Here is a 13213-nt window from a genome sequence, read left to right on the forward strand (position 1 = left end):
CGATGAGGATGGAGGCCTGTCATGACCGGTTTCGGTGAACGTCCGGCGGCGGCGAAAGGCGCTCTGGGGCCTGAGGCGCGGGAGGCCGCTCTGGCCGCGCTGAAGGCTTCGGCGGAGCCGGGCAAGGAACTGGACATCCTCATAGTCGGCGGCGGCATCGTCGGCACCGGTGTGGCCCTCGATGCCGTGACCCGCGGCCTGAATGTCGGCATCGTGGAAGCCAGTGACTGGGCCGCAGGGACATCATCGCGGTCCTCCAAGCTCATCCACGGCGGCCTCCGTTACCTGGAAATGCTCGACTTCGCACTCGTGAAGGAGGCGCTCCAGGAACGGGGGCTGCTGCTTTCTGAGCTGGCGCCGCACCTGGCCCGGCCGGTGCCGTTCCTGTACCCGCTGACCAAGCACTTCGTCGAGCGGCCGTACATCGGCGCCGGCATCGCGCTGTACGACGTCATGTCCATCTCCGGCGGGCACAAGCGCGGCGTGCCGTTCCACAAGCACCTCTCGCGCCGGGGCACGCTGCGTGCCGCCCCGAGCCTGAAGGGCGACGCCTTCGTCGGCTCGATCCGCTACTACGACGGACAGGTGGACGACGCCAAGTACGTGGCCAACCTGGTCCGCACCGCCGCCTACTACGGCGCGCACGCGGTCAACCAGACCGCCGTCGTCGACTTCCTGCGCGAGGGCGAGCGCGTGGTGGGCGCCAAGGTGGTCAACCGCGAAGACAACTCCAGCTTCAACATCCGGGCCAAACAGGTCATCAACGCCACAGGGGTGTGGACCGACGAAACCCAGGCCATGGTCACCGAGCGCGGGCAGCTGAAGGTGCGCGCGTCCAAGGGCATCCACCTTGTAGTGCCGCGGGACCGCTTCCAGTCAACGGTCGGGCTGATCCTGCGGACCGAGAAGTCCGTGCTGTTCGTCATCCCGTGGGGGCGGCACTGGATTATCGGCACCACGGACACCGACTGGCACCTGGACAAGGCCCACCCCGCGGCGTCCAGCAAGGACATCGACTACCTCCTGGAACACGTCAACAAGGTCCTTAAACGGCCCCTCACCCGCGAGGACGTGGAGGGCGTCTACGCCGGGCTGCGGCCGCTGCTGGCCGGGGAAAGCGACTCCACGGCCAAGCTCTCCCGCGAGCACGTCGTGGCGCACCCCGTGCCCGGGCTGGTGGTGGTGGCCGGCGGCAAGTGGACCACGTACCGCGTCATGGCCAAGGACGCCGTGGACGAGGCCGTCCGCAGCATGGACGAGCGCGTGCCCCCGAGCTGCACCGAGACCATTCCGCTGCTGGGGGCCAGCGGGTTCAAGGCGGCCTGGAACCGCCGCAACCGGACCGCCGAGGAATCCGGGGTGCACGTGGCGCGCATTGAGCACCTGCTGAACCGCTACGGGTCCATGGCCTCCGAGGTGCTGGCCATCATCAAGGACCGGCCCGAACTGGCCGAACCGCTGCCCGGCGCCGACGACTACCTGCAGGCCGAGGCGGTCTACGCGGCGACGCACGAAGGCGCCCGCCACGTGCACGACGTCCTGACCCGGCGCACCAGGATTTCCATCGAGGCATGGGACCGCGGTGTGTCTGCCGTCCCGGTAGTCGCTAAGCTTATGGGAGAAATTCTTGGCTGGAGCGATGCGCAGCGGGAAAGCGAAATCAAGCATTACCTTGCGCGGGTGGAGGCCGAACGGCTGAGCCAGCAGCAGCCGGATGACGAGTCGGCGGATGCGGCCCGGCTGGGTGCGGAGGATATCGTCCCGCTGCGCTGAGCTCGCAATTTGCCGCCGGACAGGCCCCGGCCCCACTGAAGGGACACCACTTGGCGGAACCACTGGACCGTTACGACGCGGAACTCACCACACCGGACCTGGTGATCCTCGAAATGGACGCCGAGGACAAGGTGGACGCCGCCAGCCAGCTGGCCCGGAAGCTGTTCGACGCCGGCCGGGTCTCCGACCTGGAGGGCTTCCTGGCGCACGTCAACGCCCGTGAGCACCAGCTGGCCACCGGCCTGCCCGGGGGAGTGGGCCTGCCGCACGCCCGCAGCGAGTTCGTCTCCGAGACCTCGATCGCCGTCGGCATCACCAAGTACGGCAAGGCCCTGGACTTCGGCGCCTCCGACGGTCCTGCCACCGTGGTCCTGCTCATCGCCACGCCAGCGAGTTCCTTCTCCGACCACCTGGAAGTGCTGGCCACCCTGGCCCGGTCCCTGTCCAAGGAATCCTTCAGGGAGTCATTGCGCCGGGCCTACGACGCCGAGGTCATCGCCGAGCTCATCAACTCGAGCCTGGTCTTCTTCGACCACTAGCGGCGTCCATACTCCTGGGCCCGCCGTTCCCCTGGGCAGGCGTTTCGTTGTTCTACACGAGGACGAAGTAACGTTAAGGGGTGTGGAAAACAGCCCTCCAGCCCCGGTGGATCGCAGGCCTGGTCTTTGCGATCGCCGTTTCGGGTGTCTTTGTGCTCCTGAGCCAATGGCAGTTCGGCCGTTCCACGCAGCCTGAAGTGCCGGTCAACCCCACGACGGAGCAGGTGCAGGCGCTGACGAAAACCCTGCAGCCCGGCGACTTCTTCCATGGCTCGGCGGCGGACCAGATGGTCACGGCATCCGGATCGTACGATCCGGCCAAGCAGGTCCTGGTTCCGGGGCGCCTCAAGAACGGCAAGACCGGATACTGGGTGGTCACGGCCTTCGCCGTGGCTGACGCCCCGGTGCTCAAAGGCGCCGCAGCCTCACCGAAAACGTACATACCGGTGGCCCGCGGCTGGATCGCCGATCCCGCCGATGCCGGCGCCCCGCCGTCGGGCATTATCCGGCTGACCGGACGGCTGCTGCCGTCCGAGGCGCCGGTGCCCAACACCGCCCCCGCACCCGGACAGGCGACGGCCGTCTCGGTGGCCGAACTCATCAACGCCTGGAACGTCAGCAGCTACCCCGCCTTCGTTTCCGCCACGGCGGAGAAGTCAGGAACGGCCGACGTCGGTGCTGCCGCCGGCAGCGGCCTGGAGCCGCTCGGCATTGCCGCGCAGCCGCCGGCCGCGAAGGTCAACTGGCTGAACCTGTTCTACTCCGTGGAGTGGATCGTCTTCGCCGGCTTCGCACTGTTCATCTGGTGGCGGCTGGTCAAGGACGACTACCGCAGAAGCCTCGAGGACGCCGAGGATGACCACGGCGGCCACGGCCACGACGGACCAGAACCGACCCAACCCAACGAGATCCAACAAAAGGTACAGCCATGATCGAACCCAAGCCGGCCATCCAGCCCTCCAACCCGACCGGGGCGAAGAAGCGACGCTTTGGCGGCACGGAGGCGCAGATCCGCTCCGCCCTGAAGTTCTACAAGGTCATGGCCTACCTCACCGGTGCCATGCTGCTGCTGCTGTGCGCGGAGCTGGTGGCCCGCTACGGCTTCGGCCAGTACCTCTTCGCCGGCGGAACGGACGCCCTGACCGGCCAGCCGTTCGGCTTCGGCTTCGCCCAGGCGGAACCGAAGGGTGTCCTCGGCGGGTTCAACGTGTCCGTCACCGTGCTCATCGTCCACGGCTGGATGTACGTCGTGTACCTGATGTCCAACTTCCGGCTGTGGACCCTGATGCGCTGGCCGTTCGCCAAGATGATCCTGCTGGCGCTCGGCGGCGTGGTGCCCTTCCTCTCCTTCATCGTGGAGAAGAAGTTCCACGCCGAGGTGGAGGCCGAGCTCGCGGCCAACCCGCAGGCCGCCAGCCGCTACTGATTTGCGTTCCGTGCATCACAGCGGGCCCGCTCAAGATGCGTCGGGGCAAGCCTGCCAAGTAGGCTAGTACGGTGACTACTCCCACTGCATCCCAGACTTCCCAGAAGCCGGTGCTGGTTGTTGACTACGGTGCCCAGTACGCGCAGCTGATTGCCCGCCGCGTCCGGGAAGCGAACGTGTATTCGGAAGTGGTTCCGCATACCTACAGCACTGAGCAGCTCCTGGCCAAGAACCCTGCCGCCATCATCCTCTCCGGCGGCCCCGCCAGCGTCTACGCCGACGGCGCCCCGAGCGTCGGTGCCGACCTGTTCGAGGCCGGTGTCCCGGTCTTCGGCATCTGCTACGGCTTCCAGGCCATGGCCAACGCCCTCGGCGGCAAGGTGGACAAGACCGGCCTGCGGGAGTACGGCTCCACCCAGACCACCATCCTCGGCGAAGGCCGCTCCGTCCTTGAGGGCATGCCCCAGCACCAGAACACCTGGATGAGCCACGGCGACTCCGTCCACGAGGCTCCCGAGGGCTTCGAGGTGCTGGCCACCACGGCGGGCGCTGAAGTTGCCGCGTTCGCCAACGAGGAGAAGTGCCTGTACGGCGTGCAGTGGCACCCCGAGGTGAAGCACTCCGCCTACGGCCAGCAGGTGCTGGAAAACTTCCTGTTCAAGGGCGCCAAGCTGGAACAGAACTGGACCACGGGCAACATCCTTGAGGAGCAGGTGGAGCGCATCCGCCAGCAGATCGGTGATGCCCGGGTCATCTGCGGCCTCTCCGGCGGCGTGGACTCGGCTGTTGCGGCAGCGCTCGTCCAGCGTGCCGTCGGCGACCAGCTGACCTGTGTCTTCGTTGACCACGGGCTGCTCCGCGAGGGCGAGGCCGAGCAGGTGGAGCGCGACTTCGTTGCCGCCACCGGCGTGAACCTGTATGTGGCCAACGAGCAGGAGCGCTTCCAGGCGGCGCTGGCCGGCGTCAGCGATCCCGAAACCAAGCGGAAGATCATCGGCCGCGAATTCATCCGGGCCTTCGAAGAGGCCGAGCGCGCCATCATCGCCGACGCCGCCGCGCACGGCGAAAAGATCAAGTTCCTCGTGCAGGGCACCCTGTACCCGGACGTCGTCGAATCCGGCGGCGGCGAGGGCGCAGCGAACATCAAGAGCCACCACAACGTGGGCGGACTGCCGGAGGACCTGGAGTTCGAGCTCGTCGAACCCCTGCGTGCCCTGTTCAAGGACGAGGTGCGTGCCGTGGGCGCCCAGCTCGGCCTGCCCCAGGAGATCGTCGGCCGCCAGCCGTTCCCCGGCCCCGGCCTGGGCATCCGCATCGTCGGCGAAGTCACCAAGGAACGCCTGGACCTGCTGCGCAAGGCCGACGCCATCGCCCGCGCCGAACTGACCGCCGCCGGACTCGACAACGACGTCTGGCAGATGCCCGTGGTGCTGCTCGCTGACGTCCGCAGCGTCGGCGTCCAGGGCGACGGCCGCACCTACGGCCACCCCATTGTGCTGCGCCCCGTCTCCTCCGAGGATGCCATGACGGCCGACTGGTCGCGGCTTCCCTACGACCTGCTGGCCCGGATCTCCAACCGGATCACCAACGAGGTGGACGGCGTCAACCGCGTGGTGCTCGACGTCACCAGCAAGCCGCCGGGAACCATCGAGTGGGAATAGCGTTGTAAGAATGGCCGGCCTCCGCAGGGAGGCCGGCCATTTTGCATTCCCGGCATCGCATCCGGCACGGCGGGCAACGTGCGAAATGCGCCGCAACTTGGCCCGTCCCAGTGTTGCGGTCTCTCAACCGCGGCGGTTTCCGGCTACGCTCGAAACTATGCCCGTATGGTCCAAGGCGTCACGCGCAAGCGCAGAAAAGAAGGCAGAAGTGTCAGTAGGTCAGGTCGACTCCGAGGGTTCGGAGGAGCTCAGGAAGTGGCTGTCCGGGCTCAAGCCCGTTACAGGGGCAGACACCATGCTGCGCTTCACCAAAACGCCCGAGGGTTCCATCGACCTCACGCACGCGCACCCTTCGGGCCTGGCACAGCTCATGGCCGGGCGCCGGACCCGGCTCTCCACGCTGATCCGTGACCAGCAGCAGTACGTCGTGGCCGCCCGGGCCTGCCGGAACCTGCGCTCGAAGATCTTCGAACTGGCCAATGACCGCGGCATCGAAGCCGGGTACTTCTCGGCCGGCACCGTGGTGTGGACCTCCGCCGTCGGCGGGAAACCGCAGCGCGTCTCGGCACCGGTGATGCTGACCGCCATGTCGCTGACCATCCGGCCCGGGGAAGACGACTACGAACTCCAGCTCACGGAGCAGGCACGCATCAACCCGGCCCTGATCCGTCACCTCAAGACCATCCACGGGATCGTGTTCGACGTCAACGCGGTAACGCGGATGGCGTACAGCACCGCACGGTTCGACCCGCTGCCGGTGCTGGACCGGATCAGCACCCTGGTCAAGCCGATCCACGGCGCCGACGTGGAGCACAACCTGCTGGTCTCGACCTTCGCAGACCTTTCCGGGAACCTCGACGATCCGTGGATCAACGGGCAGAACGTGCTGGTGGCCTCCCTGGCCAGGGCCGCGTCGGGTGAGGTCGTCGATGTGCCCGCGCTCCAGCCCGGACGCTTTCCCAGCGTTGACGAGCGGGACCCGGCCGAGGAACTGCTCCTCCTCGACGCCGACGCCGACCAGCAGTATGTGATCGATGCCGTCCGCGCGGGGGACTCGCTCGTGGTGAGCAGCCCGCCCGGCACCGGCCAGACGCAGACGGCCATCAATACCATCGGCGCACTCGTGGACGAAGGCAAGACCGTCCTGGTGGTGGGGGACCGGCGTGCCAGCCTCAACGAAGTGGCCGGGCGCCTCGAAAACCTCGGCCTGGATTCCATCCTTTTCCAGTTGTCCGGAAACGCAACGCCGCAGCAGCTCAAGGGACAGCTGGTGCGCGCCATCGTGCGCAACGAGAAGGCCCAGGAGCCGCAGCTCGGCAGCCTGCACAAGACCCTCATCGAGCACCGCCACGCGCTGCTGGACCACGTCGCGTCGCTGCACAACGTCCGGCAGCGGTGGGGCTGCTCGCCGTACCAGGCCATGCAGTCGCTCGCGGAGCTGACATCCATCCAGCCCGCCCCGGCCACCACCGTCCGGCTGAAGCGCAGCGTCCTGGACAGCATCCGGGACCGCGAGGAGCTGGCCGGCCGGCTGAAGCGCGCCGCCGAACTCGGTGCGTTCAGCAGGGCATCCACCACAAGCCCCTGGCACGGTGCGCGGCTGGTGACGCGCAAGGAAACCGAGGAAGCGCAGGAGCTGGCGCGTGCAGTGGCGAAGAAGCTGCCGCTGCTCCAGGAGCGGATGACGGACGTGGCCAGCCACGCCGAAATCCGGCTGGGCACCACCTTCGCCGAATGGGGCTCCCAGCTCAAGCTCCTGGTGGCGGTCCGGGAAAGCCTGGACAAGTTCACCCCGGACATTTTCGACCGGCCCGTGACCGACCTGATTTCCGCGACGGCGTCCTCGTCCTGGCGCCGGGAGCGCGGCATCGACATGGCCTCCATGCAGCGGTCCCGCCTGCGCCGGGTGGCCAAGGAGTACGTGCGCCCCGGGGTGCACATTGCCGACCTCCACAGTTCGCTGGTGCTGGTACAGGAACAGCGTGCCCAGTGGGCAGGGTACGCCACCACGCAGCGGCACCCTGCCGTCCCCTCGGGCCTGGCGGAGATCAGCATCATGCACCGCGGGCTGACCCGCGAGATGAAGATGCTGGGCGAGGCCCTGCGGCATACGGCTGCCGGCGGATCGCTCGAAACCATTCCGTACCCGGAGCTCATGGAGCGCCTGGAAAGGCTTGTGGCGGACACCCAGACGCTGCAGACCCTGCCCGAGCGAACGCTGCTCATCGAGAACATGCGCGAGCACGGGCTGGGCGAGCTGCTGGCAGACCTCTCGGAGCGCGAGGTCGGTGCCGGGTCGGTTGCTGCCGAGCTTGACCTGGCCTGGTGGCAGTCGGCGCTCGAAGCCATGATCAGCGGCGACGACTACCTGGCCATGTCCGACGGTGACGCCCTGCGCCAGCTTGAGGCGGAGTACCGGCTCGCCGACAACGCCCACATCGCCAGCGGCGCGGGCCGGCTGCGATGGAAGCTGGCCGAGCGCTGGCGTGCCGGCATCGAGGAGCATGCCCGCCAGGCGGACCTGCTCCGCAGCCTGCTCAAGGACGGGCGGGTCACGCTGGCTGCGCTGACGGCGCAGGCACCCGGACTCGTTCCCATGCTGGTGCCTGTCTGGTCGGTCAGTCCCTACCTCATGACCGGGCTCCTGCCCGCCGAGCAAAAGTTCGACGCGGTGGTGATCCTCGACGCCGAGGCGACGTCGCTGCAGGCGGTTCTCCCCGCCGTGGCCCGCGCCCGCCAGGTGATCGCCTTTGGCGACGAGAAGATCGCCAGCCCGCGTACCTTTACCGTTGCGGTGGAGCGGCTCGCTGCCGGCGAGCAGTCGCACCAGAGCGTCGAAAGCGCGTTCACGGCCCTTTCCGCCGTGCTGCCGACGGCGCCGCTGCGCTCCGTCTACCGCGCGGTGGACGAGGACCTGGTGTTGCAGCTGAGCAAGAACTTTTACGACGGCGGCCTCCGCCGCCTGCCCGAGGGCCAGTCGGCCACGGGGCTGGACCGCGCGCTGACGGTGGAGTACCTGCCCGACGGCACCGGCCTGCCGAGCGCCGACCATGAGGGCGTCGAATCGGTGGTGGCCGAGGTGAACCGGGTGGTTGAACTCGTGTTCGAGCACGCGCGGCTCCGGCCCCGGACCTCGCTGGCGGTGGTGACTGCCAGCCTCCGGCACGCGGCACGCATCGGCGAGTCCATCCGGCTGCAGCTGCCCAACCATCCGTCGCTGTCCGGATTCTTCACGGCAGGTGACGAATCCTTCCGGGTGGTGGACCTTGAACGTGCCCAGGGGCTGGTCCGCGACCGCGTGATTTTCTCGCCGGGCTACGGGCGGACGCCGCACGGCCGCGCGCTGCACAGCTTCGGTCCGCTGTCCGCCGACGGTGGCCGGGCCAAGTTTGCGCTGGCCATGACGCGGGCACGGCAGTCGCTGCACGTGCTGACGTGCTTCAAGCCCGAGGACCTTGACCGGACACGGCTGGCCCACGGCGCCGTCGACCTGTTCGAACTCCTGGACCGCGAGATCTCCGGCAACACCGACCTGGGGACCCCCGCGTCCCGGGCAGCGGCAAGTGAACAGGCTCTGGGGGCCGACCCGCTGGTGGCCGACCTCGGCGACCGGCTGCGGGCCCGCGGTGCCCGCGTCTGGCACCAGTACGACGGTGCCATCGACGTGGTGGCCGCTGCCGACCCGCTCAGCACCATGGGACAGGACGAGGCCGACATTCCGCGGCCGGTAGCCATCGAATCGGACGGCACCGAGCAGTACCGCCAGATGACGGTCCGCGAACGCAGCCGGCTGCGCCCCCAGTTGCTGGAGCGGCTCGGCTGGCGGTACATGCCGCTGTGGACCATCGAGGTCTTCACCGATCCCTCGGCCTGCGCCGACAGGATCGGCGGGTACCTCGGGCTTGAGAAGCCTGCTCCGCCGGTGCGCTCTGTGGGTGCGCCGGGATTCTTCCTGGATGACGACGTCAGCACCCTGGCGGTGGGTGATTTCGAGTCTGACACGCGGGAGGAAACCGGGTACGAGAACCTGGACGATCGTTTCGGCGACGACGCGAACGGTAGCGGTGCAGACCCCGGCGGCTGGGACGCATCCGGGCGGGATGGAGCGGAAGCGGCTTCGGAGCACGCGGACTCCGGGGGTGCAGTCCCGTCTGGTTCGCACCCGTCGGGTCCGGACGAGACGGGCACGGATCAGCAGGACGTTGATCGGGCCGAGACCGACCAGGCAAAGGTTGAACCATCGGACCGCGGCCCCGCGGATTACGACGCGGCCGGTGCCGGAGTAGGCTTCCGTTCGGAGGCCGGCCAGGACGCGCCGGCCACGGAACGGAAGGAGGGCCCGCTGTGAGATCCGACGGCGGGACCGAACGCAGCGGCGGGACCGGGCACGAAGACGGGGCCGAACTCGAAAACGGTGCCGAACGTGAAGACGGTGTCCAACGTGAAGACGGTGTCCAACGCAAAGACGGGCAGGTAGCGGTGCCGGCGAAACCCGCAATAGGCCGCCGCGCCGCGGCCGGCGGGCAGCAGCGGACGGGCGTGGTCCCCACCAGGGCAGCCGAGGACGACCCCCGCAGTTGGGGCGACGCTGAATCCGGCAACGACCACGACGCCTGGCTGAAGGAGCAGAAGCCCCCGCACTGGGGCTGAGCAGCCAGGCAAAGACCCGCTCAGTCCAGAGGATCCGCCACGACCTGAGGACTTGCGCGGGGCACAAAACTCGCGCGGGTCGGCTCACCGGGCACCGGATCCCACCAGCACGAAAAACAGCTTTCCCTGGGTTGACGCGCCCGCCAAGGCGCTGGCCTGCGCAGGGGTAGCCGCCACCACCAGCAGCCCGTCCGAATCCCCGGCTGCAAGCCACTGGCCGCCCTTGCCTTCCTGGCCAGAGGTCCATAGAACCGGCACCGATTTGGCGAGCACTTTCGAAGCTGATGCCTGCTCATAGCCGTTGCCGCTTGTCAGCACCACGTTCACGAGCTGGCCGGGGGACACCAGCTGGATGGAGGAAGGATCTGCCATTCGGAGCGGCACCGCGGCGGAGCCGGGCGGTGCTCCCGTCAGCAGGCCTGGCCCCACGAGCTGCGCGTCGGTGAGGAGCTGGCCCTGGCGAAGCGGCGCTGCCAGCTGTTTGCCGGCCAATCCGGTGCCGTCGGCGAAGGTCCCTTCCGGGACCATGGCCGGCGGGACCCTGACCGTCCTGACATCCGAGCCGTTCAGGTTCGCACCGGCAGGAAGGTCCCGGGCGGCGGCCAGGGCGTTCACGGTCTGGGCCGGGGCAGGAGTGAGCTGGTGGACGGCGATCCCCGCGGCCGCGCAGAGCAGGAGTGCCACGGCAAGGCGGCGGTTGCGGTTCAGCCACCCCGCGAAGCGCCTTCCGCGCGGCCGGGGACGGGCGGCGGGACCGGGCAGTGCGTTGCGGCGTGGGCGACGAACCGCCGGGCGCGGCGCCCTTGCAGGGAAGATTCCGGTAGCTGGCATGCGGCCACGCTACGGGCCGTCCGCTGGCTCAGGACAGGTGCGGGCAGCCGTATGTGGAAAAGTTGCGCCTGCATAGGCGGCACAGGCACTACAGTCGGCACAGCCCACCGGAAGACTGTTCCGGTGCGAACGGACACGTAAGCCCCCTAGCCGGCCGCCGCCGTCGTACTTTCCAGCCCGGGGCGCGAACGGACACTTGGACCCGGGGCAGCGGCGTGAAACACAAGAGTCCGGCCGGGTAAAACCCGGCCGGACTCCCATAGTTTGAAGGCGGCAGGTGCCGCGGGAACGCCCCTAGCTCGCGGCTGCGGCTGCCGGGGCGGCAGCTGCAGAGGACGAGGAGGCAGCCGGGGCGGCCGGCGCTGACGCAGCGGGGGAGGGCGAAACGGTGCTTCCCTTGGAATCGCGCGAATCAGTCCGGTAGAAGCCGGAGCCCTTGAAGACAACGCCGACGCTGTTGAACTTCTTGCGAAGCGTGCCCTGGCACTCGGGGCAGGACGTCAGAGTGCTGTCGGTGAAAGACTGCACGATGTCGAAGGCATGGCTGCAATCCTTGCAGGCATAGGCATACGTGGGCACTGTAGATCCTCCTCTTGGACAAACGACAGGTCCCGTGCTGCCTGGCTTCATTTCCCGGATTCTCCTTGACGGATCACCGCGGCGGAAATGACTCCATTAGCAGTCGCAGGGCCTGAGTGCCAATTCTAGCACCCCGCCCGGGCGAGGTCACGCGAAGGCTACCAGACCGGAGGGCATGAGCACTGCCTCGACGGGGCGGTCGAAATCTTCGGCCGGGATGGTCTGGGCGGGAAGGAGTTCGGAGTCGTAGATGATGGCTGCCTTCGGAAGGTGCAGGCCTCCGGCGTTGGCCGCCGCCAGGAACTTGTCGTAATAGCCGCCTCCCTGTCCGATCCTGTTGCCGCTGCGGTCCACCGCAGTCGCGGGCATGAACATTCCGGCCGCAGTCCGCACCGTGTCCAGGCCGTGCCGCTCACCGGCCGGTTCCTGGATGGGCGCATACCTGCTGCGGATGAACTCGCTGTCCGGGGTCCAGTACACCCAGCTGAGTTCCCTGTCCGGTTCGCAGACCGGGAGCAGGATGCTGTGGCCCGCCTCATGCAGTGCGTGCAGCAGGGGAAGGGTTGGCGGTTCGAAATCGACGCCGAGGTAGGCGGTGAACGTGGCCGGCTTGCCAGCAGCGATGGCCTCGGCCCAGGGCAGGCCATGCGTTGCGATGCCGTCGCCGGCGTTAGCGAGGTCCGTTGCTGTCATCGTGGCCCGGATCCGCCGGTGCTGAGAACGGATCCCGTCCTTCGACGGCATGGTCCCTGTTGGCATGGATGTCATCCTTTGTCGCGGCGGCAGGCGGGCGGGCCGCTGCCGGAAGCATTTACCGTATGAATGTTCCCTCGGATAGATTAGACCAGTGACTACCACTAATTGTTCAGTCCGCAAGGCCGTAATCCCCGCTGCTGGGCTCGGCACCAGGTTCCTGCCTGCCACCAAAGCCATGCCCAAGGAGATGCTGCCGGTGGTTGACAAGCCGGCCATCCAGTACGTCGTCGAGGAGGCCGTCAACGTAGGCCTGAGCGACGTCCTGATGATCACCGGACGCAACAAGCGCGCGCTCGAGGACCACTTCGACCGCGTCCCGGCCCTCGAAGCGACGCTGGAGGCCAAGGGCGACACCGCCAAGCTGGAATCGATCCAGGCCGCGAGCAACCTGGGCGACATCCACTACGTCCGCCAGGGAGACCCCAAGGGCCTGGGCCACGCGGTGCTGCGTGCGCGCCAGCACGTGGGCTACGAGCCGTTCGCCGTTCTCCTCGGTGACGACCTCATCGATGCCCGCGACGAGCTCCTGAGCGTCATGATCGACGTGCAGGCCAAGACAGGCGGTTCCGTGGTGGCCCTCATCGAGGTGGAGCCGTCCCAGATCAGCGCCTACGGCTGCGCTGACATCTCCGAAATTGCCGGCGAAGGCTTCGTCAAGATCAACAAGCTGGTGGAGAAGCCGGACGTCGACGAGGCGCCGTCCAACCTGGCCGTCATTGGCCGCTACGTCCTCCACCCCGATGTTTTCGATGTGCTGGAAAAGACCGAACCGGGCCGCGGCGGCGAAATCCAGCTGACGGACGCCCTGCAGGAACTGGCCAGCAGGGACGGTGAAGGCGGCGGTGTGTACGGCGTGGTCTTCCGGGGCCGCCGCTACGACACCGGCGACAAGCTCAGCTACCTCAAGGCCTGCGTGGAGCTCGCCATAGACAGCGACGACCTCGGACCCGGCCTGCGTGAATGGCTTCCGCAGGTTGCCGCCCGTTTGTCCGAATAAC

The 13213-nt window shown here is 67.9% G+C and carries 11 protein-coding genes; 8 read left to right on the forward strand and 3 right to left on the reverse strand.

The features are described from left to right. The first annotated feature begins 21 nt into the window (after positions 1-21). The 7 genes from R5O87_RS20965 to R5O87_RS20995 all read left to right on the forward strand — a co-directional run bounded on the left by R5O87_RS20965 (position 22) and on the right by R5O87_RS20995 (position 10049). Entirely contained in the window at positions 22-1773 is a 1752-nt protein-coding gene (locus R5O87_RS20965) for a glycerol-3-phosphate dehydrogenase/oxidase (RefSeq protein ID WP_410553886.1), read from the forward strand. 50 nt (positions 1774-1823) lie between these two features. Next, positions 1824-2312 (forward strand): PTS sugar transporter subunit IIA, encoded by a 489-nt coding sequence (locus R5O87_RS20970; RefSeq protein ID WP_410553887.1) that lies wholly within the window; start codon positions 1824-1826, stop codon positions 2310-2312. 80 nt (positions 2313-2392) lie between these two features. Next, positions 2393-3244 carry an SURF1 family protein gene (locus tag R5O87_RS20975; RefSeq protein ID WP_410553888.1) on the forward strand — a complete coding sequence of 284 codons (852 nt, stop codon included), beginning with the start codon at positions 2393-2395 and terminating at the stop codon, positions 3242-3244. Continuing rightward, positions 3241-3738, forward strand: a complete 498-nt coding sequence (locus R5O87_RS20980; protein ID WP_387097382.1) for a DUF3817 domain-containing protein — start codon at positions 3241-3243, stop codon at positions 3736-3738. Before R5O87_RS20975 ends, R5O87_RS20980 begins: the two co-directional genes overlap by 4 nt. A 71-nt stretch (positions 3739-3809) precedes the next feature. Continuing rightward, positions 3810-5399 (forward strand): glutamine-hydrolyzing GMP synthase, encoded by a 1590-nt coding sequence (gene guaA / locus R5O87_RS20985; RefSeq protein ID WP_377949565.1) that lies wholly within the window; start codon positions 3810-3812, stop codon positions 5397-5399. Positions 5400-5556: 157 nt separating this feature from the next. Beyond that, the gene (locus tag R5O87_RS20990; RefSeq protein ID WP_410553889.1) at positions 5557-9747 is read left to right on the forward strand and encodes an AAA family ATPase; all 4191 of its coding nucleotides are present in this window, start codon (positions 5557-5559) and stop codon (positions 9745-9747) included. Further along, complete coding sequence (locus R5O87_RS20995) at positions 9744-10049, forward strand: hypothetical protein (RefSeq protein WP_410553890.1); 306 nt, start codon at positions 9744-9746, stop codon at positions 10047-10049. Before R5O87_RS20990 ends, R5O87_RS20995 begins: the two co-directional genes overlap by 4 nt. An 84-nt stretch (positions 10050-10133) precedes the next feature. Here R5O87_RS20995 and cpaB read toward each other — a convergent pair whose 3' ends face one another. The 3 genes from cpaB to R5O87_RS21010 all read right to left on the reverse strand — a co-directional run bounded on the left by cpaB (position 10134) and on the right by R5O87_RS21010 (position 12218). Next, positions 10134-10880 carry a Flp pilus assembly protein CpaB gene (gene cpaB, locus R5O87_RS21000; RefSeq protein ID WP_410553891.1) on the reverse strand — a complete coding sequence of 249 codons (747 nt, stop codon included), beginning with the start codon at positions 10878-10880 and terminating at the stop codon, positions 10134-10136. 294 nt (positions 10881-11174) lie between these two features. Then, on the reverse strand, positions 11175-11459 hold the full coding sequence (locus R5O87_RS21005) for an FmdB family zinc ribbon protein (protein ID WP_410553892.1): 285 nt from the start codon (positions 11457-11459) through the stop codon (positions 11175-11177). Positions 11460-11606: 147 nt separating this feature from the next. Beyond that, positions 11607-12218, reverse strand: coding sequence for a 5-formyltetrahydrofolate cyclo-ligase (locus R5O87_RS21010; protein ID WP_410553893.1), 612 nt, complete (start codon positions 12216-12218; stop codon positions 11607-11609). A gap of 88 nt (positions 12219-12306) precedes the next feature. On the opposite strand from R5O87_RS21010, the gene galU reads away from it, so the two are divergent. Next, positions 12307-13212, forward strand: a complete 906-nt coding sequence (gene galU, locus R5O87_RS21015) for a UTP--glucose-1-phosphate uridylyltransferase GalU (RefSeq protein WP_410553894.1) — start codon at positions 12307-12309, stop codon at positions 13210-13212. Position 13213 lies beyond the last annotated feature (1 nt).

Origin of the sequence: Arthrobacter globiformis (assembly GCF_046536215.2) — a bacterium.
In the GTDB taxonomy this organism is placed as follows: domain Bacteria; phylum Actinomycetota; class Actinomycetes; order Actinomycetales; family Micrococcaceae; genus Arthrobacter; species Arthrobacter globiformis_E.